Here is a 24,163-nt window from a genome sequence, read left to right as displayed (position 1 = left end):
TTCCGGTGTTCCGGATTGGCCGCAATTTTACAGCAAGCGATGCGAGCGGAACATCCGCCCGGGCGATGCGTCGAACCGGCGCGACGGCCTTGCGCGGGGCCACATCCGCGACTTGCCGCGCATAGGGCGGTTGTGCGCTGTTGCAATGAGTTGCACACGTTTGCGCCGCATCCTGGGGTTTTCACGCGCTGTTGTGGTGAAATAACGCGTTTGCGCCCGTGCGGCCCGCAAGCGGAGCGCGGCCAGGGCGGCGCGCGCATCGGAAAACAACAGCCGGAGGTCCTGTTTGGCGGGAAGGGTGATTGAAGCATCACGCGCACGGCCGTGCCCCGAGCGTTGCCGGCGCGATGTCCTCGCGACGCCGCCGGGCCACGCCGCGCGCCTGCTCGCCGGTATTTCCGCCTTCGTTTCGGTGCACGCCGGCGCCAGGCTGGCGGCCAGGCTGTCTGTGTGGCTTGTCGCCGGACTGGGCGCGAGCCTGATCGGCGCGACGCCTGCCTGCGCCGCGCTCACCGACCTGCTGCCCTGGTCGCACGCCAAAACCTACTACGACGTCGATATTCAGGCCACGCCGCGCGATCTGCGCAAACTGCTCGAGGCGCATCTGGATATCGCGCGCTTCGCCAAACGCGAAGACGTCAGCGACGACCAGTTCGAATTCCTCGTCACGGCCACGCCGCAGCAGGTGCGCGATCTGGCCTCGACCGACGGCTATTTCACGCCGGTCGTGCGCACCGACGTCCATACCGACGAAAACGGCCGCCGCATCGTGCGCGTGATGGTCGATCCGGGCCCGCGCACGAAGATTTCCTCGGTCAGTCTGAACTTCACCGGCCCCGTGCTCACCGAAGATCACGCGCAGGAAAACGCCACGCGCTTCGCGTTCTCGCTGCACGAGGGCGACGCCTTCACGCAATCCGACTGGGACGGCGCCAAGAACGCCGCGCTGCGTGCGCTGCAATCGCGCCGCTATCTGGCCGCGAAGATCTCGCATTCGGAGGCGCGCGTCGATCCGCAGCGGCACGACGCGAAACTCTCCGTGACCTTCGACAGCGGCCCGACTTTCACGATGGGGCAGGTCGACATTTCCGGGCCGCGACGCTACCCGGAAAATATCGTCTCCAATGTGAACCCGCTTTCGCCGGACGAGATCTACGACGTCAACCGCGTCACCGAACTGCAGCGCCAGGTCCAGAACACGCCGTACTACGCGAGCGTGGCGATCGACGTCGACGATAACCCGCAGAAGCCGCTGCAAACGCCGGTGCACGTGAAGGTCAGCGAGTATCCGTACAACAACTTCCGCGGCGGCGTGGGCTATTCGACCGATACCGGCGCGCACGTGCAGGGCTCGTACACGTATCTCGATACCTTCGGCGCGGCGTGGCCGTTCCAGGTCTCCGGGCGTCTCGATCAGATCCAGCAGTACGGGCAGATCCAGCTTTCGATGCCGCCGGGGCCGCGCGCATGGACCAATAGCGCGCTCGTGTCCTACACGACCACGGACGTCTCCGACACCAACATCTACAGCCTGCGCATGGGCGTGCAGCGCACGCGCACCTCGCAGAACATCGACTACGCGTACTCGCTGCTCTACTACCAGGACCGGCTCACGCAGAACGCCGCCGGGCCGACCACGAGCCGCGCGCTGGTGCCGTCGTGGTCGTGGACGCGCCGTAACGTGGACGATCAACTGTTCCCGCGCTCGGGCAACCTGATTCGCGTGGAAGCGGGCTTCGCCGTGAAGGGCGCGGCGTCCGACGCCACCTTCGTGCGCGGCTATATGCGCGGCCAGCAATATCTGCCGATCGGCCATAGCGACATCGTGCTGTTCCGCGCGGAACTGGGCGGCGTGTTCACGTCGAGCAGTTCGTCCGACGTGCCCGCTTCGCTGCTGTTCCGCGCAGGCGGTTCGAACTCGGTGCGCGGCTACGGTTTCCAGAGCATCGGTAACGATGTCGATGGCTCGATCCTGCCGGCCAAGTACCTGGTGACGGGATCGGCGGAATATCAGCACTGGTTCAGCCACGATTGGGGCGGCGCGGCCTTCTTCGATGTGGGCACCGCCACCGATACCTGGGGCGAAAAAGTCTTCTATCCGGGCGCGGGCCTGGGCGCGCGCTGGCGCAGCCCTGTCGGCCCGGTCAACCTCGATCTGGCCTATGGCTTTCGCGAACGCAGAGTGCGGCCCTATCTGACGCTGGGAATCGCTTTCTGATGACGACCTACGCCACTTTCCCACGCTGCATGCGGGCGCTCACTGTCAGGGAGGCGGCATGAGCGCGCGTGAAGGGCTGCGCCGGTGCGTGTGGGCGGCGACGCTGTTCGCAATGCCGCCGGGCGAAGGCGCGGCGTCCGACGCGCCTGCCGAAAACGGCGCCGCGCCCGACGCGCAACCGCCCGCGCCGAAGCGGCGCGGCCGCAAGCTGCTGAAGGGTTTCGCGTGGCTGTTCGTGGTGCTGCTGCTGATCGTCGCGCTGCTGGCGGGCGCGCTTTACGGCGCGCTCACGACCGAGCGCGGCACCGCATGGGCCTGGCGCGCAGCGGTCAAGGTGCTGGGCGGGCAACTGGCGGGCACGCTCGACGGCGGCACGCTCGCCACGGGCGTGCGGCTGCGCAACGTCAGTTGGCATGGCGCCGACGGCACGACCGCCACCGTCGATCGCGCCAGCGGCGAATGGAAGCTGGAGATCAACAAGAATCGCCCGTGGCGCTTCGTGCTGAGCTATCTGCACATCGGCGATATCGATCTGCGTATCGTGCCGTCGGGCGAAACGTCGACTACGCCGATGTCGCTGCCCAAGGATTTGCGCCTGCCGATGGCGCTCGATATCCGCGATGTGCAGGTGGCGAAGCTCACGCTGCATCAGGGCGCGAGCGCCACCGAGTTCTCGCATTTCGCCTTCCATGGCAGCAGCGATGGCCGCCATCACGAAGCCGCCGTCGAGCAGCTCGATACGCCGTTTGGCGCGGTCAGCGCCGAAGCGAAGCTCGACGGCGTGCAGCCGTTCGCGCTCGCCGGCACGCTCGGTTACGCGGGCAAGGTCAATAACGAGGACGTGCAGGTGAACGCGAACCTCGGCGGTTCGCTCGAAGCGCTGGGCGCGGATGTGACGGCGAGCGGCATGAAGCTCACCGGCCGCGCACATCTGGAGGCCGCGCCGTTCGCGGCCGTGCCGCTCAAGCGCGCGACGCTGGCGTTCGATCACGTCAATCCGCAGGCGTTTTCGCCGGGCGCGCCATTCGCCGATCTCGCGGTGCGGGCGGATCTGCAGCCTGCGCAACAAGGCGTCAAGCCGTTCGTGGCGGAGCCGCGTGTTTCGGCGGCGTCGGCGGCATCGGTGGTTTCGGCAGCATCGGCGGCGAAGGCGCGTGGCGCTTCCGCCGGCGCTCGCGCGGATCAACTCGCGCCGGGTGCATCCGCCGCGCGCGCGGCCAGCGCACCGTCGTCATCAACGGCGCACGACAATCCCAATGCCGCAGGCTTCACGGTCGCGGGCAGCGTGTCGATCGTCAACGCGAAGCCCGGCGCGATCGACGCGCAACTGCTGCCGCTGATCGACGCGCGCACCGATGTCGTGCTCGACGCCCACACGCAACGGCTCTCGAACCTCAACGTGCGGCTCGTGAAGAACGCGACGGTAACGGGCGGCGGCGCGATCAGCGGGCGCAATGGCCGCTTCGATCTCAAGGTGGCGAATCTCGATCTCAACGCGATCCAGGCGAGCGTGCGCCCCACGCAACTGGCTGGCCCGATCACCGTGCGTCTGGCCGACGATGTGCAGAGCCTCACGCTCGATCTCGCCGATCCGAAGGCCGCGCTGCGCGCGCAGGGCAAGGTGACGCTGGACCCGGCGCGCATCTCGTTCAACGACGTGCGCGTGAGTTCGGGCACGGGTCGCATCGACCTGTCGGGCGCGCTCAAGCACGACGCGCATTCCAGCTACACGCTCAAGGCTTCGCTGACCGATTTCGATCCGCTCTCGCTGCTGTCGCAGGCGCCGGGCAAAGGCCCGGAACATACGCCGCCGAGCCCCGCGCAGCAGCCTGGCGCGCGCACCGAAGCGCAGCGCAACGCCGAAAAGAACGCGCTCGATCCCAAGCGCAGCCTGGCGCTGAATCCTGCCGCGAATCCCGCGCTGAATCCGGCGCAATCGAGCGAGCAGGCCGCCGCGCAGAACGTCGCGCGCAACACGGTGCAGACGCAGCCGTCCGCATCGCAACCTGCAACACAGGCGGCAGCAAAGCCCGCGCGCAAACCCGCCGCAAAAGCACCCGCAAAGACGCCCGCAACAACGCCCGCGCGCCGTATCGAAGCGCGCATCACCGGCACGCTCACCGCCAGCGGCACGCTCGCGCCCGAACTCACCACCAAGGCCGAATTCAAGCTCGGCCCGAGCGTCTACGACAATCTGCCGCTCACCGGGCAAGGGCTGATCCAGCTGGCCGGCACGCGCATCCTGCCCAGCCGCGCGAATCTATCGGTGGCCGGCAATACCGTCGACCTGCAAGGCAGTTTCGGTGCGCGCGGCGATCGTCTGCGCTTCAAGATCGATGCGCCGCAACTCGACCATCTGGGTTTCGGCGTGGCGGGGCAGGTGGCGGCGAACGGCGATCTGACCGGCACCTTCGCGCATCCCGACGTGTCGCTCGACTACAAGGCCGATCACGTCGCGTTCGGCGATAACCGCCTCGGTCACGCCGAAGGCCACGCCGATCTGCACGACGGCGCGAACGGCGCACTCGCCTTCAGCGCGGACGCGAGCGGCATCGCCGCCGGCGGCGCGGAAATCTCGACGCTCACCGCGCGTCTCACCGGCACGCGCGCGAAACACCAACTGACTGCGAGCGCGAAGGGCAAGGTGCAAGGCCAGCCGATCGACGTGCAGGTCGCGGCCAACGGCAAGCTCTCCGATACGCGCGAAGGCACGCGCTGGGACGGCACCGTCACGCAGTTGCAGAACCGCGGCGCGCCCGATATCGATCTGAAGGCGCCGCTCACGATCAGCGCCGGGCCGGGCAAGGTGACGCTCGGCGCCACACGTCTGACCGCCTTGGGCGCGACGCTCGACCTCAAGGCCTTCGATCTCGATCACGGCCGCATCCGCTCGGCGGGTTCGCTCACGACCGTGTCGCTCGCGCGCATCATGCAGTTCCAGCAGCAGCTCACGGGCCAGCCATCGAGCCTGAAAACCGATCTCGTGTTCGACGGCGACTGGGACTTTTCGGTCGGCCCGAGCGCAAGCGGTTATATCCAGATCAAGCGCCGCTCGGGCGATATCACCGCCGAAATCGGCCGGGGGCTCGCCTCGGTCGGTATCGGCGACTTGAGTGCGCGCGCGGCGTTCAGCGGCGGCAATCATCTGAATCTCACGGCGCACGCGCAGGCGAGCCGCGTGGGCGTGCTCGACATCGACGCGAATACGGCGCTCACGCCGCGCGACGGCATGCTCGCGCTCGGCGACGAAGCGCCGCTCGGCGGCACGATCAAGGCCAATATTCCTTCGCTCAAGACCACGGGCGGGCTGCTCGGGCCGAGTTATCTGCTCGACGGTCATATCGCGTTGCAGCTTGCGCTGGGTGGCACAGTGGCGAAGCCGAACGTGTCGGGTTCGCTGATCGGCGACGGGCTTTCGGCCACGCTCGTCGATCAGGGCATCCAGTTGAAGGACGGCGTGGTGCGCGTGATGCTGTCGAAGAATCTGGTCGATTTCCAGCAGGTCGAGTTCCACGGCGGCGACGGCACGCTGCGCGCGACCGGGCGCGTGCGTCTCGATAACGCCGAACCCGATCTCACCGCGAGCATCGTCGCCGACAAGCTCGAACTGTTCGCCGCGCCCGATCGCCATTTGTCGCTCTCGGGCAGCGCGAGCATCGCGAATGGCGGGCATCTGGGCGGCATGCAGATCGACGGCAAGTTCACCGTCGATCGCGCGCTGTTCGACATGCCCGAGTCGGCCGCGCCGGAACTGGGCGACGACGTCGTGATCGTGCGCCCGGACGGCACCACGCGCGGCGGCACGCCGCCGCCCGCCGTGCAGGCGCAGGAAGCGTCGGACAAGCCCGCGCCGCGTTTCGCGCCGCGCGCCAATATCGACATCAATCTGGGCCGCAGTTTCCGCTTCCACGGCATGGGCGCCGATCTCGGTCTGGCCGGCACCATCACGGCGATGAGCGCGCCCGATGTGCCGCTGCGCGCGGTGGGCAATGTGCGCGTAACCGAGGGCTCAACGTACACGGCGTTCGGCCGCAAGCTCAACATCGAAAACGGCTTCTTCACCTTCAACGGGCCGGTGGCGAACCCGGGCATCAATATCCTCGCGATGCGCCGCAACCAGCAGGTGGAAGCGGGCGTGCAGGTGACCGGCACGGTGCAGGCGCCGGTGGCCAAGCTGATCTCCGAACCGAACGTGCCCGATAACGAAAAGCTCTCGTGGCTGCTGTTCGGTCACGGCACGGATCAGGGCAATAACGTCGGCCAGCAGAGCGCGATGACGACGGCGCTGGCGCTGCTCGGCAGTGCGAGCGGCAAGCGCATTGCGCAGGAGGTGGGGCTCGACGAATTCTCGATCGGCCGCAGCGAAGTGGGCCTGACCGATCCGCAGGTGGTGATGCTCGCCAAGGCGATCAACGAATGGCTCGTGCTCGGCTACGAGCAGGGGCTGCAATCGGCGTCGAACGCGATCAAGGCCACGTTGAACCTGACGCGCTACTGGTCGGTGACTGCTTACGGCGGCACCTTCTACGGCGCGGACATTCAATATACGCGGCGCTTCGACCGGATTCGCTGGTAGCGCGGCGCGCGGCGGAACGCAGGCAAAACGCAGGCGAAAAAAAAGCACACCCGAGGGTGTGCTTTTTTACGTCAGGCCAGCGAGCGGGCGCTTAACGCACGCGCATGCCCGGCTTGGCGCCGCTATGCGGCTCGAGGATGTAGAGGCCCGGTTCGGCCTTCTCGTCGGCGGCGGAAGCGGCGAGCACCATGCCTTCGGACATGCCGAACTTCATCTTGCGCGGCGCGAGGTTCGCGACCATCACCGTGAGCTTGCCCTTGAGGTCTTCCGGCTTGTAGGCCGAACGGATGCCCGAGAACACGTTGCGCGTCTTCTCTTCGCCCACGTCGAGCGTGAGTTGCAGCAGTTTGTCCGAACCCTCGACGATATTGCAGTCGACGATCAGCGCCACGCGCAGATCGATCTTCGCGAAATCGTCGATGGAGATGACTTCCGGCGTTTCATCGGCAGCGGGCTTTTTCGCTTCCTTCGATGCCTTCGACTTCTTGTTCGCGTCGGCGGCAGCGGCGGGTGCGTCGGTCGCCTGCAGCGAATCGCGGTTGGCGGCCAGCAGCGCTTCCAGTTGCTTCGGATCGACGCGCGTCATCAGATGCTTGTACGCGTTGATCGGCTGCTGCGACGACAGCGCGCGGCCGGCATCGGCCCACGTGAGCGGCTCGATCGCGAGGAACTGCTCGACGCCTTGCGCGAGTTGCGGCAGCACCGGCTTGAGCGCGAGCGACAGCAGGCGGAACGCTTCGAGGCTCACGCTGCACGACTCGTGCAGCGCCACGGCGTTGGCCGGGTCCTTCGCCTGTTCCCACGGCTTGGCCGTATCGACGTAACCGTTGACTGCGTCGGCCAGTTCCATCGTCTGACGCAGCGCGCGGCTGTACTCGCGTGCTTCGTAGTGCGCAGCAATCTGCGGGATCGCGGCGCGCAACTGTTCGAGCAGCGGATGCTTCATCGCGCTGTCCTGCACGCGGCCTTCGAAGCGCTTGATCAGGAAGCCCGCGGCGCGGCTGGCGATATTGATGTACTTGCCCACCAGATCGCTGTTCACGCGCGCCTGGAAGTCTTCGAGGTTCAGGTCGAGGTCTTCCATCGTGCTGTTGAGCTTCGCGGCGAAGTAGTAGCGCAGCCACTCGGGGTTCAGGCCCGTGGTGATGTAGCTTTCGGCCGTGATGAAGGTGCCGCGCGACTTCGACATCTTCGCGCCGTCCACCGTCAGGAAGCCGTGCGCGAACACGTTGGTGGGCGTGCGGTGACCCGAGAATTCGAGCATCGCCGGCCAGAACAGCGTGTGGAAATACAGGATGTCCTTGCCGATGAAGTGGTACTGCTCGGTCTTCGTGCCCGGCTTGACCCAGTCCTGGAAGTTCAGGCCGCGCTGCTCGCACAGATTCTTGAAGCTCGCGTAGTAGCCGACCGGCGCGTCCAGCCACACGTAGAAGTACTTGCCCGGCGCGCCCGGAATTTCAAAGCCGAAGTAGGGCGCATCGCGCGAGATGTCCCAGTCGGCGAGCTTCGATTCGCCTGCGTCGCCCAGCCACTCGCGCATCTTGTTGGTCGCTTCCGGCTGCGCCAGACCAGCCACCCAGCCGCGCAGGAACTGCTCGCAGCGCGGGTCGGAAAGACGGAAGAAGTAGTGGGTCGAGGTCCTGCGGATGGGCGTGGCGCCCGAGACCACCGAGTACGGATTCTTCAGATCGGTCGGTGCGTAGGTCGAGCCGCACACTTCGCAGCTATCGCCGTATTGATCCTTCGCGCCGCACTTCGGGCACTCGCCCTTGATGAAGCGGTCCGGCAGGAACATGTTCTTGACCGGATCGTAGGCCTGCTCGATATCACGCGTCTCGATCAGACCCGCTTCCTTGAGCGCCAGATACACCGATTCCGACAGGACGCGGTTTTCGTCCGAATCGGTCGAGTAGTAGTTGTCGAAGGAAATGCCGAAGCTGTCGAAGTCGCGCTTGTGCTCCTGCCAGACGCGCGCGATCAGCTGCTGCGGCGTGAGGCCTTCTTTTTCGGCGCGCAGCATGACGGGCGTGCCGTGGGTGTCGTCGGCACCGACGTAATAGACCTCGTGGCCATGCATTCGCAGCGCACGGACCCAGATGTCCGTCTGGATGTACTCGACCAGATGGCCGATGTGGATCTGGCCGTTCGCATACGGCAGAGCAGACGTGACGAGAATCTGGCGGCCGCTCTGGACGCTGGATGCGCCGGCGGCGAGGTCGGTGGCGGATGCTGACATAAGTGGTTGGACGTCCGATGTTGCGGGGGAAACCGCGATTTTAGCAGGGCGGGCGCACGGCGCGTTCGGGCTCCGGCGGGGCGCTCGCGGGCGCCGCGCGTTGTGCTGTGTGCGGTGCAGTGTGTTCTGCAGCGATGCTGGCTGGATCGGCGAGGGCGGCCTGCGCGCAGGTAGGGCGCAGACAGGGCGCGCGACGCATCGAAAATGCGGGCAAAAAAAACCGGGGCAGATTGGCCCCGGAGCAACAACGACAAGAGGAGAATGGTGACGCGGCGGCATGACCGCACACGTACCGTAAAGACAGACCGCGCTATTTCGCGAGAGTTCGAAATTTTTTTCGATTGTCTGAAATTGTCTGCGAAGGCCGTGCGGCGAGCCTTTGCGGCAGCAGCGCCTGCGCGCCACATGGGCATCGCCAATGAAAACGGGACGGCTGTGCGGCCGTCCCGTTTGTCCTGTCGCTGTTTTACCGGCGTCGCCCGATCGAGCGTTGCGGCGCCGGCATCACGACATCAAGCCATTACTGCTGATGCTGCGCCGTCGCACGCAGATAGATTTCCACGCGACGATTGGCCGTGCGGCCGGCTTCCGTGCTGTTGTCGGCGATCGGCTGGGTGTCGCCGCGGCCTTCGGCTGCCATGCGCTGCATCGGGATGCCGCGACCTGCCAGGTAGTTGACCACGCTCTGCGCGCGGTTGACCGACAGCGTCTGGTTGTACGCCGGCTGGCCGGTGTTATCCGTATGGCCCACCACCTGCGCGACGACTTCCGGGTTCTGCTGCAGCGTCTGCGCGACCTGGTCGAGCACCGGCGCGAACGACGGCTTGATCGCGTAGCTGTTGGTGTCGAAGGTCACGTTGCTCGGAATGTTGAGCTTGAGCGAGCCGTCCGGCTGCTCGGTGATCTGCGTGCCGGTGCCCTTGGTGGCGCCCGACAGCTTGTTGTGGATGGCCTGCCAGTTGTAGCCGGTGATGCCGCCGACCAGCGCGCCTGCACCCGCGCCGATCGCCGCGCCCTTGCCGCCGCCGAAGATCGCGCCGATCGCGGCGCCCGTACCCGCGCCGACGCCCGTGCCGACGGCCGTGTTGGTGCCCTGCTGGGTTGCGCAGCCGGCGACGAGCGCGCCGACGACAGCGAAGACGGACAGACGGGTCAAGGTTTTTGTGTTCATTTTTCAATCCTCTCTTGAGTGAACGGAAAGGCTGCAATGTGACAACGACCGTCCCCGACAGGCTTCAGGGTCATCGGACGGCGTGCGGCAGCAGCTACTACAATGGCGGCTTGAGCGCTGTGGCGAGACGTCGCGCATCTAGTTGATAGTTGCTCGACGACCGCTTGACAAGCACTGGCCTGGCGCGAAAACGCTGCTGCCGCGAAGCGTGCCTTGCCGCGGGTATTTGCGCAATCCAGCTTAACAATTTCTTTCGATTTACGGCGTCAGAGCGGCACCCCACGGGGCGTGCGGCGCGCCGGATCGTTTATCCCCACGGAGTTTCAATGAGCATTGATCGGGCATTGGTCGACGCGGCCCTGGCGGCCCTCACGGACCCGGACACGGGCCGTCCTTACACGGTGGCCAAGGGCGTGCGCAACGTCGCGATCGACGGCGAAACGGTTGACGTCGAGATCGTGCTCGGCTATCCGGCGAAGAGCCGCTACGAAGCGATCCGCACGCAGGTGGCGAGCGCGCTCGCGGCGGTGCCGGGCGTGAAGGCGAGCCGCGTGACGGTGGGCTTCGAGGTGACCGCGCATACGGTGCAGCGCGGCGTGAAGCTGCTGCCCAATGTGAAGAATATTGTCGCCGTGGCGTCGGGCAAGGGCGGGGTCGGCAAGAGCACGACCGCCGTGAATCTGGCGCTGGCGCTGGCGGCCGAAGGCGCATCGGTGGGCGTGCTCGATGCGGACATCTACGGCCCGTCGCTGCCGATGATGCTGGGTATCAGCGGCCGCCCCGAATCGCCGGACGGCCAGTCGATGAACCCGCTCGAAGGCCACGGCGTGCAGGCCAATTCGATCGGCTTTCTCGTCGATCAGGACAACCCGATGGTCTGGCGCGGCCCGATGGCCACCTCGGCGCTCGAACAGCTGCTGCGGCAGACGAACTGGCGCGAACTCGACTATCTCGTGGTCGACATGCCGCCGGGCACGGGTGACATCCAGTTGACGCTGTCGCAGCGCGTGCCGGTCACGGGCGCCGTGATCGTGACGACGCCGCAGGACATCGCGCTGCTGGACGCCAAGAAGGGCCTCAAGATGTTCGAGAAGGTGGGCATTCCGATTCTCGGCATCGTCGAAAACATGGCCGTGCACGTGTGCACGAACTGCGGTCACGCCGAGCATATCTTCGGCGCGGGCGGCGGCGAGCGCATGGGCAAGGAGTATGGCGTCGAGGTGCTGGGCAGCCTGCCGCTCGATATTTCGATCCGCGAACAGGCCGATTCGGGCGCGCCCACCGTTGCGGCCGCGCCGGACAGCGCCGTCGCCGCGACGTACAAGGCGATTGCGCGCCGCGTGGCGATCCAGATCGCCGAGCGTTCGCGCGACATGAGCTCGAAATTCCCGACCATCGTCGTGCAGAACACCTGATCGCTTGCGCCGTTTTTACGGCGCTTTTGCGACACTTTTGCGTCACTTTTGAAGGCACGCCGCGTGCGCCTTGCATCACCGGGCCCGCGGCGTGTGTTTTTGCGCGCATTTAGGGGCGTTCGACGGGCACACAGGGCTCGCGGCGGGGCGCCTGCGCGGTATCATGTGGGATTCATGGGTCCGGATCGACGGCCGCAAGGGGCGGCCGTGCGCCGGCAAGAGGATCGCATGGGTAAAGGAAACGACAGGCAGGCGGGGAACGCAGTCGTGCTGGCCGTGGTTGCATGTGCGCTGCTAGGCGGCTGCACGAGCTTCATGGGCCAGCAGGACAAGCGTGCGGGCGCGCAGCTTCAGCCCACCGTCGGCAATCAGGTGCGCGGCACCGTGTCGTTCGTCGAGCATTCGGACGGCGTGCAGGTGAGCTACAACCTGGCCGGCCTGCCGCCCGATTCCGACCATGCGCTGCAGGTGCACGAGCGCGGCGACTGCAATGCCGCCGATGCCACCAGCGCGGGCGCGGTGTTCGCCCCAGCCGCCGAACGCCTGAAGTCCGGCGCGCGCGTGGCGGGCGACCTCGGCAATATTCACGCGGATTCCAACGGCGTCGCGAGCGGCTTTATCGTCGCGACGGACGTGTCGCTCGACGGCGTGCGCTCGGTGCTGCAACGCGCCGTGATCGTGCATCACGAAGCCATCGACCCGTACGCCTACCCGCAGCGCGGCACCGGCGCGGCCATGGCCTGTGGCGTGATCAAGGCGCAATAAGCGGCGAATACGTCGCGAGCAGGCGGCCGTCATCGGCCGCCGCGGCGCGCGCCGGGGCGGCCGCGAGCCGTCCTGTGGAAACCGCTGGTGCGCCACTGAAGCGCACTTCCAGGCACACCGACTCACATCGCGTAAAATAGGCGCCTTTCGCAAGTTCGCAAGGCACCGCCACGGCCCGACGGCCCTGAGCGGGCGCAGGCCGGCCCTGCACGCGTTTTTCTTGCATTTACCTTTTCGTTCCCCGTTTTTTTACTGGACCGCAGCGAGCAACATGGCAATCAAATCCGACAAGTGGATCCGGCGCATGGCCGAAGAGCAGAACATGATCGAGCCGTTCGCGCGCGACCAGATCCGTACGTCGGAAGACGGCCGCAAGATCGTCAGCTACGGCACCTCCAGCTACGGCTACGACATTCGCTGCGCCGACGAATTCAAGATCTTCACGAACATCAACTCGACCATCGTCGATCCGAAGAACTTCGACGAAAAGTCGTTCGTGGACTTCAAGGGCGACGTCTGCATCATCCCGCCGAATTCGTTCGCGCTGGCCCGCACGGTCGAGTATTTCCGCATTCCGCGCAGCGTCCTGACGGTGTGTCTGGGCAAGTCCACCTACGCGCGCTGCGGCATCATCGTGAACGTCACGCCGTTCGAACCCGAGTGGGAAGGCTACGTCACGCTCGAATTCTCGAATACGACACCTTTGCCTGCCAAAATCTACGCGAACGAAGGCGTGGCCCAGGTGCTCTTCTTCGAGAGCGACGAGGTCTGCGAAGTGTCTTACGCCGATCGCGGCGGCAAGTATCAAGGCCAGCACGGCGTCACGCTGCCCAAGACCTGAGTTCGAGCGCACTTAACCCACTGGATTTACGACATACGGGGACCGCTGCGCGTTACATGCAGCGGTCGTTTCTTTTGGAGATTCGCCCATGAAGTTTCGCTTTCCCGTCGTCATCATCGACGAAGACTTTCGCTCCGAGAACATCTCGGGTTCCGGCATCCGGGCACTCGCCGAAGCCATCGAGAAAGAGGGCGCGGAAGTCCTCGGGCTGACGAGCTACGGCGACCTCACCTCGTTCGCGCAGCAGTCGAGCCGCGCCGCGTGTTTCATCCTGTCGATCGACGACGATGAACTGCTGCCCTACGTCGAAGGTGCGGATGGCGAAGCGCCCGAACACGCGCCCGCGATCGTCGCGCTGCGCGCGTTCATGGAAGCGGTGCGCAAGCGCAACGCCGACATCCCCATCTTCCTGTACGGCGAAACGCGCACCTCGCGCCATCTGCCCAACGACATCCTGCGCGAGCTGCACGGCTTCATTCACATGTTCGAGGACACGCCGGAATTCGTCGCGCGTCACGTGATTCGCGAAGCGAAGGTGTATCTGGACGCGCTCGCGCCGCCGTTCTTCAAGGAACTGGTGCAGTACGCCGACGAAGGTTCCTACTCGTGGCACTGCCCGGGTCACTCGGGCGGCGTGGCGTTCCTGAAGAACCCGCTCGGCCAGATGTTCCACCAGTTCTTCGGCGAAAACATGCTGCGCGCCGACGTCTGCAACGCCGTGGAAGAGCTCGGCCAGCTGCTCGACCACACCGGCCCGGTGGCGGCTTCGGAGCGCAACGCCGCGCGCATTTTCAGCGCCGACCACGTGTTCTTCGTGACCAACGGCACGTCCACGTCGAACAAGATCGTCTGGCACGCCACGGTGGCGCCGGGCGACATCGTGCTGGTGGACCGTAACTGCCACAAGTCGATCCTGCACGCGATCACGATGACGGGCGCGATTCCCGTGTTCCTCACGCCGACGCGCAACAACTTCGGCATCATCGGCCCGATTCCGCGCGACGAGTTCAAGCCGGAAAACATCCGCAAGAAGATCGAGGCGAATCCGTTCGCACGCGAAGCGCTCGAGAAGAACCCGAACCTCAAGCCGCGCATTCTGACGATCACGCAGAGCACGTATGACGGCGTGATCTACAACGTCGAAATGATCAAGGATCTGCTCGGCGACATGCTCGACACGCTGCACTTCGACGAAGCCTGGCTGCCGCACGCCGAATTCCACGCGTTCTACCAGGACATGCACGCGATCGGCGCGGGCCGTCCGCGTACCAAGGCGCTGGTGTTCGCGACGCACTCGACGCACAAGCTGCTGGCCGGCATCTCGCAGGCTTCGCAGATCGTCGTGCAGGATTCGGAAGACAGCGCGTTCGACCGTCACCGCTTCAATGAAGCGTATCTGATGCACACGTCCACCTCGCCGCAATACGCGATCATCGCCTCGTGCGACGTGGCCGCGGCGATGATGGAAGCGCCGGGCGGCCCGGCGCTGGTCGAAGAATCGATCGCCGAAGCGCTCGACTTCCGCCGCGCGATGCGCAAGGTCGACGCCGAATACGGCGACGACTGGTTCTTCCAGGTCTGGGGCCCGGACGAGCTGGCCGAAGAAGGCATCGGCTCGCGCGACGACTGGGTCCTGCGCCCGAACGACCACTGGCACGGCTTCGGCGCGCTGGCGGAAGGCTTCAACATGCTCGACCCGATCAAGGCGACCATCGTCACGCCGGGTCTGGACGTGGACGGCGAGTTCGGCGAAACCGGCATTCCGGCCGCCATCGTTACGAAGTATCTGGCCGAGCACGGCATCATCGTCGAGAAGACCGGTCTGTACTCGTTCTTCATCATGTTCACGATCGGCATCACCAAGGGCCGCTGGAACTCGATGGTCACCGAACTCCAGCAGTTCAAGGACGACTACGACGCCAACCAGCCGCTGTGGCGCGTGCTGCCGGAATTCGTCGCGCAGCATCCGATGTACGAGCGCGTGGGCCTGCGCGATCTGTGCCAGCAGATCCACAGCGTCTACCGCGCCAACGACATCGCGCGTCTGACGACCGAGATGTATCTGTCGACGATGGAGCCGGCGATGAAGCCGTCCGACGCGTTCGCCAAGCTCGCGCACCGCGAGATCGATCGCGTGCCGGTCGACGAACTCGAAGGCCGCGTCACGTCGATCCTGCTCACGCCGTATCCGCCGGGCATTCCGCTGCTGATTCCGGGCGAGCGCTTCAACAAGACGATCGTGAACTACCTGAAGTTCGCGCGCGAATTCAACGAGCGCTTCCCGGGCTTCCACACCGATATCCACGGACTCGTGGGCGAGACCATCAACGGCCGCATCGAGTACTTCGTGGATTGCGTGCGGGTGTAAGCGAGGACACGCGGCATGACGGTGCGGCTTTTGCGCAGGTCGGTGCGTTCTCTGGTGTCGGCGTGGTCGCTGGCTGCGGTGCTGGTAACGGGGCTGGCATCCGCGCTGGCGCCGGGGCTGGCACACGCCGAAGTTTCGGCGGCCGATCCGATCGACGCGGGTATGCGTGCGTGTCTCGCGCGCGCGGACCGTTCCTCGACGGCGGGCCAGGTCCAGTGCATGGACGACGCCCGCACGGCCTGGCGCGCCGCCGCCGACGCGGCGCTCGCGCAACTCGTGGCGAAGACGCCGCCCGCGCAGCAGCGGCGCTGGCGCGCGAGCCAGCAGAAGTGGGTGGCGTGGCGCGATGCCGAGGACACCATGCTCGGCGCCGCGTTCGCGACGTCGAGCGGTTCGTCGTATCAGCTTTACGAAGCGGATATGCGTCTGCAGCCCGTGCGCGACCGTGCGCAGGCGCTGCGCGGCTCGCTCGCGACGGCGGCCGACAAGCCCGTGCGTGCGCGCGCCTGTAGCGCCGATGCGCGCTGCGAGCACGTGAGCTACGACCTGAACCGCTACTACCGTCAGCTGTACGCGCGTATGCCGAAGCATGCGCGAGCGGCCGTGGCGCGCGCGCAGTCGGCGTGGCGGGCGTATCGCGACGCGACGACGCCGCTCATCGACGAACGTGCGCGGCTCGATCTGCTGGGCGCGCGACTGGCGACGCTCAAGCGTTTGTCGGAGACCGTCAACAACCGTTGATGCGTTGCCTGCATCGATAGAACAACAGGCGTGAATCCTTGCGGATCACGCCTGTTTCATTTGGGGTGGCAGTCGGCAGGCCAGGCTTCGATCAATCGAGCACGCACTGGCCCGGCACGGCTTCCGGCAGCGTGGTGGGATCGCCGAGCAGATCGTGCAGCGCCGCTTCGATGCCGATCGACATGTTGTTGAGCGCGAGATCGTTGTCCTCGGTGCCGAACGGATCTTCGATCTGCGAAGCGATCGCCTCGTGCGCCATGAACGCATAGGCGACGAACACCGCGAAAACCGGCGTGAGCGCGCCGATGCTGTCCACCAGACCGAACGGCAGCAGTGCGCAGAAGAAGTACACGGTGCGGTGAATCATCACCGTATAGGCGAACGGCAGCGGCGTGGAGACGATCCGCTCGCAGCCGCCGATCACATCGGACAGCCCGTTGAGATTGCGCTCGAAAGCGAGCACGGCGTAGCTGTCCACGCGGCCTGCACGCACTTCGGCGCGCAGCCATTCCGAGGCGCAAAGCACGAGCGTCATCGGCCGGTAGCGCGAGGCCATGACGCGCTCGAACACGTCGCGCGGCAGACGCGATTCGAGATCGGCGCGCGGGTCGGTGTGGCGCAACTGATGGCGCAGCGCATGCGGCAATGCGCAGAGCAGGGCGACGAATGGGCGCGCGCGCTCGACGGCATCGTCGCCTTGCACCAGCGCCAGCGATTGGCGCGCGAGCGAGCGCGTTTCGTTGAGCATTTGCCCCCAGAGCTTGCGGCCTTCCCAGTAGCGGTCGTAGCTCGCGTTATTGCGAAAGCCGAGAAACACGGCCAGCGCAATGCCGATCAGCGAAAACGGCACGGTGCTCAGATTGACCGTCACGCGCAGGATGTGATCGTGCGCGGCGACCGCGACGAACGACAGACACAGGACGATAAAGAGGCGCGGCAGCAGTTGCGGCAGGACGGAACCGCGCCACGCGAGCAGCATGCGGAACCAGTTGAGATGAGGTCGGACGATCATGTGTGCGTGCTGGTCTGGGCCGGACGGGCAACCCTGCAACGATACGATGCCGCGGGTTGCTTCTGCAAAAAATCATAGCCGCGCGTCGGTTTGCTGCAGGCGCACACTTCCCACATTTTGGGGCGGGTACAGCGCACCGTTTTGCGTCCGCACAAAAAAACGGGGCGCGCGACGGTGATCGTCGCGCGCCCCGTTGCAGAGCGTTGGGCGGGTAATGCTTACTTCAGCGCTGCGCGTGCCGCCACGATTGCTGCGCGAACCTGCTCCGGCGCGGTGCCGCCCGGATGGTTACGCGCCGACACCGAACCTTCCAGCGTCAGCACTTCGAATACGTCTTCGGCCAGCAGATGCGCCACGGCCGGCAGTTCGCTGCGCATTTCGTCGAGCGTGAGGTCGGCCAGATCGCAGTTGCGGTCTACGCAGATACGCACGGCATGCGCGACGGCTTCGTGCGCGTCGCGGAACGGCAGACCCTTCTTCACGAGGTAATCGGCCAGATCGGTGGCCGTCGAGAAGCCTTGCAGGGCGGCGGCGCGCATCGCATCGGCCTTGACCGTGATGCCCGCGACCATTTCCGCGAAGATGCGCAGCGTGTCCGCGACCGTATCGACGGTATCGAACAGCGGCTCCTTGTCTTCCTGGTTGTCCTTGTTGTACGCGAGCGGCTGGCCTTTCATCAGCGTGAGCAGGCCGATCAGATGGCCATTCACGCGGCCGGTCTTGCCGCGCGCGAGTTCGGGCACGTCCGGGTTCTTCTTCTGCGGCATGATCGACGAGCCGGTGCAGAAGCGATCGGCGATATCGATGAAACCGACGCGCGGGCTCACCCACAGCACCAGCTCTTCCGAGAAGCGCGACACGTGCGTCATGACGAGCGCCGCCGCAGCCGTGAATTCGATCGCGAAGTCGCGGTCGGAGACGGCGTCGAGCGAGTTCGCGCAGATGCCGTCGAAGCCCAGCGTCTTCGCCACGGCGAAGCGGTCGATCGGGTAGCTCGTGCCGGCGAGTGCGGCCGCGCCCAGCGGCAGACGGTTCACGCGCTTGCGGCAGTCGACCATGCGTTCGGCGTCGCGCGAGAACATTTCGACGTAGGCGAGCAGGTGATGGCCGAAGGTGACCGGCTGCGCCACCTGCAGGTGGGTGAAGCCCGGCATGATGGTGCCGGCGTGCTGCTCGGCGAGGTCCAGCAGCGCGCCGCGCAGATCGCCCAGCAGGCCGCCGATGCGGTCGATTTCGCCGCGCAGCCACAGGCGGATGTCGGTCGCGACCTGGTCGTTACGCGAGCGGCCCGTGTGCAGGCGCTTGCCGGCGTCGCCGATCAGCGCGGTCAGGCGCGCTTCGATGTTCAGGTGCACGTCTTCGAGGTCGAGCTTCCACTCGAATTCGCCGCGCTCGATCTCGCCCTTGATCTGTGCCATGCCGCCCTGGATTGCGGCGAGGTCGTCGGCGGAGATGATCTTCTGCGCGGCCAGCATCGACGCGTGCGCGAGCGAGCCCTCGATGTCGACGAGCGCCAGACGCTTGTCGAAGAAGACCGACGACGTGTAGCGCTTGACCAGCTCCGACATGGGTTCGGAGAAGCGAGCCGACCAGGCTTCGCCTTTTTTGTGCAGTTGGGACGTCATGGTGATGGGGCTTGAGCGAGCAGGTGAAAAAGCGTGCCGCGCAGCAGGGCGCTTCAAACGCAGCCGGAAAGGCCGCCAGAGCGCCGCGCGCAGCGGGAAAGTTGACGATTTTACCATCGGCGCGCGCCGTACCCTGGGGCGCCTGGCGCGCGCGTTATTGCCGGAACGTGCCTGGAGGGCGCTTAAAGCCGCACCAGCACGACCAGCTTGAGGTCTTCGCGGTGCGCGGGCTTGAACGTGATCTGGTCGTAGGCGATGCGGCCGTGGCGCGGATGATTGAATTCGCGCCGTCCGCCTTCGCGCTCGAACACGTCCTGCGAGCCCCAGTAGCGGGCGAATTCGTCGCTCGTGGCCAGCAGCGAATCGACCAGCGCGCGCGTGGGCGCATCGCTCGAATGGCGGATCGAATCGGCGCGGAATTCGGCGGCCAGACGGCGCGCACGCGTTTCCCAATCGACGATCAACTCGCGCCCGAGCGGCTCGGTAAAGGTGAAACGCAGCAGATTGCGGTCGTGATCGCCGTCGAGCCAGCCGGTGAAGAGATCGGCGGCGTGGGCATTCCAGGCGAGCGCGGTCCACTGGCGATCGAGCACGTAGGCGGGCGCATCCACGAGTTGCACGGTTTGCAGCAGCGTTTCGGGCGCGGCGCCGGCGCCGGGCGCATCGGGCTCGGCCGGGTCGCGCTGGGCGGCCAGCTCGAACAGATAGGCGCGTTCGGCGCGCGACAGGCGCAGCGCGACGGCAATGCGCGCGAGCGCGTCCGCCGATGCCGAAACCGGACGCCCTTGCTCGATCCACGTGTACCAGGTGGGGCTGACGCCGCACAACTGCGCGACTTCCTCGCGGCGCAGGCCAGGCGTGCGGCGGCGCGGGCCCGGCGGCAGGCCGACTTCCTCGGGCGAAAGCCGCTCGCGGTGGGCGCGGATAAATTCGCCGAGCGCGCGTGCGGGCGTGGCGTCGAGGGTCTTTGCGGAACCGGCGTCGTGGGCCGGTGCGGGGGTATCGGTGCTCATGTAACGGGGGCGGGTGCTGTTGATACCAGAATAACTGCTTAACTTGTACTGGTACAGATGGGGCTCTATTGTAGCGGCGTCCCCTTCGAAATCGTCCCCACAAACAGGAGCATGCGATGAAACATCACGATCAGGTTGCCGACGCCTTCGGTTCGACCGCCGCCGCCTACCTCACGAGCCAGGTCCACGCGAGCGGCGCCGATCTGGACAACCTCGCCGCGACCTTCGCGGCGACCTGCGGCAATGCGACGGTGCTGGACATGGGCTGCGGCGCCGGGCACGCGAGTTTCGCCGTCGCGCCGCACGTGAAGGACGTGGTGGCCTACGACATCGCCCCGCAGATGCTCGCGACCGTCGAAGCCGCCGCGAAAGAGCGCGGCCTTGCCAGCATCCGCACGCAGCAGGGCGCGGCCGAAGCCTTGCCGTTCGCCGATGCTTCGTTCAACTGGGCGATCAGCCGCATGAGCGCGCATCACTGGCGCGACGTGCCGCGCGCGCTGGCCGAAGTGCATCGCGTGCTCAAACCGGGCGGCCGGCTCAAGTTCATCGATATCGCGGGCATCGACGATCCGCTTTTCGACACGCATATCCAGGCCGTGGAAGTGCTGCGCGATGCCTCGCATATCCGCGACTATCGCGCCGATGAGTGGGTCGCGATGCTCGATCGCGCGGGTTTCGATGCGAAGGTGAGCGAGCGCTGGCGCATCGATATCGACTTCGATACGTGGGTGGCGCGCATGCGCACGCCGGCGGAGCGTGTGACGGCGATCCGCTCGATGTGGACGAGCGCGCCCGATGAGGTGAAGCAGTATTTCGATGTGAAGGCCGACGGGTCTTTCAAGCTCGATGCGTTGATGATCGAGGCGACGCGGCGGGGGTGAGGGTACGCCGTGATGACTGATCTGATGCGGTTGTGCATCAGATTTCGGCATCTCGTGAATCTCGGCATTGCCCTGAAAACAAAAAAGCCCCGCAGATCGTTGATCTGCGAGGCTTTCCGGGCAAGACGCCAACTTAACCGGTATTCCGCAACCCAGCCGCGATGCCGTTGATCGTGAGGTGAATGCCGCGGCGCACGCGCGGGCTCGGGTCGCCGGCGCGGTAGCGCTTGATCAGCTCGACCTGCAAGTGATTGAGCGGATCGAGATACGGGAAGCGGTTCTTGATCGAGCGCGCGAGCAGCGGGTTATCGGCGAGACGGCCGTTCGAACCGGTGATCTCGTCGAGCACCTTCGTCGTGCGTTCCCACTCGGCCACGATGCGCTCGAACACGTGCTTGCGCAGCTTCTTGTCGGTCACGAGTTGCGCGTAGCGCGACGCCACGGCAAGGTCGGTTTTCGCCAGCGTCATGTCCATGTTCGAGAGCAGGTTCGCGAAGAACGGCCAGCTCTTGTACATCTTCTTGAACATCGCCAGACGGCGCGTGCGCTCGGCCTCGCTGCCCGCTTCGTCGAGATACGCCGACACCGCGCTGCCAAAGCCATACCAGCCCGTGAGCAGCAGGCGGCACTGGCCCCACGAGAAGCCCCAGGGAATCGCGCGCAGATCGTCGATCTTGCGATTCTTCGGGTCCTGCAGCTTGCGCGAAGCCGGACGGCTGCCGATGTTGAGTTCGGCGATTTCCGTGATCGGCGTCGAGGCGAAGAAGTAGTCGGTGAAGCCCGGCGTCTCGTAGACCAGCGAACGGTACGCGGCCATCGCATCGTCGGAGAGCTTTTGCATCGTCTCTTCGAACGCGGGCAATTGATCCGGCTCGTTGCTGCCGCCGTCCTTGCCCATCGGCAGCAGCGTCGCTTCGAGCGTCGCGGCGATCACTGTTTCCAGATTGCGGCGGCCGATCTCGGGATTGCCGAACTTCGAGGCGATCACTTCGCCTTGCTCGGTCAGGCGGATCTGGCCGTCGACCGTGCCCGGCGGCTGCGAAAGAATCGCGTTATAGGTCGGGCCGCCTCCGCGACCGACCGTGCCTCCGCGTCCATGGAACAGCCGCAGCGTGATGCCGCGTTCCTTGTAGAGCGCGACCAGCGCGAGTTCGGAGCGATACAGTTCCCAGTTCGAGGTGAGGAAGCCGCCGTCCTTGTTGCTGTCCGAATAGCCGAGCATGATTTCCTGCTCGTTGCCCCAATGCTCGACGATGCCGTCGATGCCCGGCAGCGCCAGCAGATCGCGCATGATGCCCGACGCGTGGCGCAAGTCGGGAATCGTTTCGAACAGCGGAATCACCATCAGCGCGGCCTTGGCGGGATCTTCCGCGTGCCCGAGGCGGCCGTGCAGCAGGCCGGTTTCCTTCTGCAGCAGCATCACTTCCAGCAGGTCGGAAACCGTTTCGGTGTGCGAGATGATGTAGTTGCGCACCGCACGCGCGCCGAACTTCTCGCGCGTCACGCGCGCCATTTCCAGCACGCCCAGCTCGCTCTTCACGAGATCGGAATAGTCGAGATACGGCGAGCGCAGCGTGCGCGGATCGGCCAGTTGCGCGAGCAGGACGATCTGCTTGTCTTCTTCGGAGAGCGCGGCGTAATCGGCCTGAACGCCTGCGCGCGCAAGCAGTTCGGTGATCACGGCTTCGTGGATGTCCGAGCTCTGGCGCAGGTCGATCGACGCCAGATGGAAGCCGAACACTTCGACCGCGCGCAACAGCGGCGCGAGACGCGGCGTGGCAAGCGACGCGCCGTGATGTTCGGCGAGCGAGTCCATCAGCACGCGCAGATCGCGCGAGAATTCGGCGGCATCGGCGTAAGGCGTCGCACGCACGGGCGTCACGCCGCGGCCTGCGCTGCGCACGGCCACCACGCCTTCGCCCAGACGCACGCGGGCGCTGGCGGCCAGACGCGTGTACACGCCGATCAGCGCACGGCGATACGGCTCGTCGACACGATGCGGCGACTGGTCGGGCGAGGCTTCGGCCAGTGCCTTGAGTTCGTCGCTCGCGCCGGCCAGCAGATTCGACACGGACAGCTCCGCGCCCAGCTTGTGGACTTCGTCGAGGTAGTGCTGCAGGATCACCTGCGCCTGACGCTCGCTGGCTTCTTCGAGCGTGGCCGAGGTGACGTTCGGATTGCCGTCGCGGTCGCCGCCGATCCAGCTACCCATCTGGAAGAACGCGGGCAGGCGCGCCGAAAGACCGTGTTCCTTCAGTTGCGTTTCGATCTCGCCGTACAGCGCGGGGATCTCGGTGAGGAAGGTCGTGTGGTAGTACGAGAGCGCGTTCTCGATTTCGTCGCCGACAGTCAGGCGCGCGTCGCGCAGCATGCGCGTCTGCCACAGCGAGGTCACGCGTGCGCGCAGCAATGCTTCGTTCTGCTCAAGTTCGCGATGCGTGAGCGGCTGGTCGCGTTCGGCCAGCAGGCGCGCGACATCGTGCTGCGAATCGAGCGTGCTCTTGCGCTGCACTTCGGTCGGGTGCGCAGTGAGCACGGGCACGATCAGCGCGTCGTTGAAGAACTGCTGGAGCACCGGCGTGGCGGCCGCGCCGGCTTGCGCCAGGCGTTCGAGCGAATGCGCGATGGTGCCGGCCTGCGGCGCCGAACCCGCCAGATCGTGAATCCGGCGGCGGCGATTGCGATGGCGGTCTTCGGCGATATTCGCGAGATGCGAGAAGTAGCTGAAGGCGCGCACGACGCTCACGGTCTGCTCGGGCGAGAGCGCGCGTAGCTGCTTTTCCAGGGCGAGCGCGTCGGCGCTGTCGTCTTCGCGGCGAAAACGCACGGCGGTCTGGCGGATCGTTTCCACCACGTCGAACACTTCGTCGCCTTCCTGTTCGCGCACCACTTCGCCGAGCAAGCGGCCCAGATAGCGGATGTCTTCGAACAGCGGCTGGTCCTTGTCGTCGCGTGCGCGGCCATTGCGCACCGCGCCGGCGGCCTTCGGTGCCTTGGCGGGCTTGAGCGCCTTCGCGGGCTTGTCGGCCTTGGCGGCTTTTTCGGCCTTCGGCGCTTTCACGGCCTTATCGGTCTTATCGGCTTTAGCGGCCTTCAGCGCCTTGGCTGCCTTCGCGGCCTTCGGCGCAGCGGATTCGCTCACGCTGCGCGTTGCGGTTTTCGAGGCGGTCGAGGCTTGTGTGATGGTCGTGGTCTTCGTGCCAGTGGATTGTTCCGCCTGCGCCTGTGCTGCGGAAGATGCGTTCTGCGATGCGTTGTTGCGGCGCTGTGCGCGCGCCGATCCGGAAGACTTCACGATGTT

Annotated in this window: 14 protein-coding genes; 8 read left to right on the top strand and 6 right to left on the bottom strand. The window is 65.9% G+C overall.

All coding sequences use genetic code 11. The features are described from left to right. The first annotated feature begins 517 nt into the window (after window positions 1-517). Together G3N59_RS03485 and G3N59_RS03480 are read left to right on the top strand one after the other, a co-directional pair. The gene (locus G3N59_RS03485; protein ID WP_241023186.1) at window positions 518-2,218 is read left to right on the top strand and encodes an autotransporter assembly complex family protein; all 1,701 of its coding nucleotides are present in this window, start codon (window positions 518-520) and stop codon (window positions 2,216-2,218) included. 112 nt (window positions 2,219-2,330) lie between these two features. After that, window positions 2,331-6,794, top strand: coding sequence for a translocation/assembly module TamB domain-containing protein (locus G3N59_RS03480; protein WP_205981476.1), 4,464 nt, complete (start codon window positions 2,331-2,333; stop codon window positions 6,792-6,794). 91 nt (window positions 6,795-6,885) lie between these two features. Here the strand turns inward: G3N59_RS03480 and metG are convergent, their stop codons facing one another. Then, window positions 6,886-9,030 (bottom strand): methionine--tRNA ligase, encoded by a 2,145-nt coding sequence (metG, locus tag G3N59_RS03475; RefSeq protein WP_205981162.1) that lies wholly within the window; start codon window positions 9,028-9,030, stop codon window positions 6,886-6,888. Window positions 9,031-9,550: 520 nt separating this feature from the next. Further along, entirely contained in the window at window positions 9,551-10,201 is a 651-nt protein-coding gene (locus G3N59_RS03470) for an OmpA family protein (RefSeq protein ID WP_205981161.1), read from the bottom strand. Window positions 10,202-10,527: 326 nt separating this feature from the next. Between G3N59_RS03470 and apbC the strand changes: the two genes are divergently transcribed. The 5 genes from apbC to G3N59_RS03445 all read left to right on the top strand — a co-directional run bounded on the left by apbC (window position 10,528) and on the right by G3N59_RS03445 (window position 16,331). After that, entirely contained in the window at window positions 10,528-11,616 is a 1,089-nt protein-coding gene (gene apbC, locus G3N59_RS03465; RefSeq protein ID WP_205981160.1) for an iron-sulfur cluster carrier protein ApbC, read from the top strand. Window positions 11,617-11,844: 228 nt separating this feature from the next. Further along, a complete protein-coding gene (locus G3N59_RS03460) occupies window positions 11,845-12,381 on the top strand; it encodes a superoxide dismutase family protein (RefSeq protein ID WP_205981159.1) in 537 nt (178 codons plus the stop codon). 271 nt (window positions 12,382-12,652) lie between these two features. Next, on the top strand, window positions 12,653-13,222 hold the full coding sequence (gene dcd, locus G3N59_RS03455) for a dCTP deaminase (protein ID WP_103701669.1): 570 nt from the start codon (window positions 12,653-12,655) through the stop codon (window positions 13,220-13,222). An 88-nt stretch (window positions 13,223-13,310) separates the two neighbouring features. Further along, window positions 13,311-15,590: an arginine/lysine/ornithine decarboxylase gene (locus G3N59_RS03450; RefSeq protein WP_205981158.1), complete on the top strand. Its 2,280-nt coding sequence runs from the start codon at window positions 13,311-13,313 to the stop codon at window positions 15,588-15,590. A 15-nt stretch (window positions 15,591-15,605) separates the two neighbouring features. Then, window positions 15,606-16,331 (top strand): lysozyme inhibitor LprI family protein, encoded by a 726-nt coding sequence (locus G3N59_RS03445; protein WP_205981157.1) that lies wholly within the window; start codon window positions 15,606-15,608, stop codon window positions 16,329-16,331. Between the two features lie 91 nt (window positions 16,332-16,422). Here the strand turns inward: G3N59_RS03445 and G3N59_RS03440 are convergent, their stop codons facing one another. The 3 genes from G3N59_RS03440 to G3N59_RS03430 all read right to left on the bottom strand — a co-directional run bounded on the left by G3N59_RS03440 (window position 16,423) and on the right by G3N59_RS03430 (window position 19,981). Beyond that, complete coding sequence (locus G3N59_RS03440) at window positions 16,423-17,343, bottom strand: bestrophin family ion channel (protein WP_205981156.1); 921 nt, start codon at window positions 17,341-17,343, stop codon at window positions 16,423-16,425. Between the two features lie 218 nt (window positions 17,344-17,561). Continuing rightward, complete coding sequence (argH, locus tag G3N59_RS03435; RefSeq protein ID WP_205981155.1) at window positions 17,562-18,968, bottom strand: argininosuccinate lyase; 1,407 nt, start codon at window positions 18,966-18,968, stop codon at window positions 17,562-17,564. A 182-nt stretch (window positions 18,969-19,150) separates the two neighbouring features. Beyond that, window positions 19,151-19,981: a helix-turn-helix transcriptional regulator gene (locus tag G3N59_RS03430; protein ID WP_205981154.1), complete on the bottom strand. Its 831-nt coding sequence runs from the start codon at window positions 19,979-19,981 to the stop codon at window positions 19,151-19,153. Between the two features lie 116 nt (window positions 19,982-20,097). Here G3N59_RS03430 and G3N59_RS03425 point away from each other — a divergent pair, with 116 nt between their 5' ends. Further along, window positions 20,098-20,862, top strand: coding sequence for a class I SAM-dependent methyltransferase (locus G3N59_RS03425; RefSeq protein ID WP_205981153.1), 765 nt, complete (start codon window positions 20,098-20,100; stop codon window positions 20,860-20,862). 133 nt (window positions 20,863-20,995) lie between these two features. On the opposite strand, the gene ppc is transcribed toward G3N59_RS03425, so the two are convergent. After that, a complete protein-coding gene (gene ppc / locus G3N59_RS03420; protein ID WP_205981152.1) occupies window positions 20,996-24,157 on the bottom strand; it encodes a phosphoenolpyruvate carboxylase in 3,162 nt (1,053 codons plus the stop codon). Window positions 24,158-24,163 lie beyond the last annotated feature (6 nt).

Origin of the sequence: Paraburkholderia sp. Ac-20340 (assembly GCF_017104965.1) — a bacterium.
Lineage (GTDB): Bacteria > Pseudomonadota > Gammaproteobacteria > Burkholderiales > Burkholderiaceae > Paraburkholderia.
The sequence above is the reverse complement of the archived record's forward strand: the minus strand, read 5'-3'. Positions and strand labels throughout refer to the sequence as shown.

Excerpts from the sequence above, each read along its gene's own strand:
- metG (WP_205981162.1), bottom strand. The coding sequence starts at position 9,030 with ATGTCAGCATCCGCCACCGACCTCGCCGCCGGCGCATCCAGCGTCCAG.
- G3N59_RS03440 (WP_205981156.1), bottom strand. The coding sequence starts at position 17,343 with ATGATCGTCCGACCTCATCTCAACTGGTTCCGCATGCTGCTCGCGTGG.
- argH (WP_205981155.1), bottom strand. The coding sequence starts at position 18,968 with ATGACGTCCCAACTGCACAAAAAAGGCGAAGCCTGGTCGGCTCGCTTC.
- apbC (WP_205981160.1), top strand. The coding sequence starts at position 10,528 with ATGAGCATTGATCGGGCATTGGTCGACGCGGCCCTGGCGGCCCTCACG.
- G3N59_RS03425 (WP_205981153.1), top strand. The coding sequence starts at position 20,098 with ATGAAACATCACGATCAGGTTGCCGACGCCTTCGGTTCGACCGCCGCC.
- G3N59_RS03460 (WP_205981159.1), top strand. The coding sequence starts at position 11,845 with ATGGGTAAAGGAAACGACAGGCAGGCGGGGAACGCAGTCGTGCTGGCC.
- G3N59_RS03480 (WP_205981476.1), top strand. The coding sequence starts at position 2,331 with ATGCCGCCGGGCGAAGGCGCGGCGTCCGACGCGCCTGCCGAAAACGGC.
- G3N59_RS03445 (WP_205981157.1), top strand. The coding sequence starts at position 15,606 with ATGACGGTGCGGCTTTTGCGCAGGTCGGTGCGTTCTCTGGTGTCGGCG.
- dcd (WP_103701669.1), top strand. The coding sequence starts at position 12,653 with ATGGCAATCAAATCCGACAAGTGGATCCGGCGCATGGCCGAAGAGCAG.
- G3N59_RS03430 (WP_205981154.1), bottom strand. The coding sequence starts at position 19,981 with ATGAGCACCGATACCCCCGCACCGGCCCACGACGCCGGTTCCGCAAAG.
- G3N59_RS03470 (WP_205981161.1), bottom strand. The coding sequence starts at position 10,201 with ATGAACACAAAAACCTTGACCCGTCTGTCCGTCTTCGCTGTCGTCGGC.
- G3N59_RS03450 (WP_205981158.1), top strand. The coding sequence starts at position 13,311 with ATGAAGTTTCGCTTTCCCGTCGTCATCATCGACGAAGACTTTCGCTCC.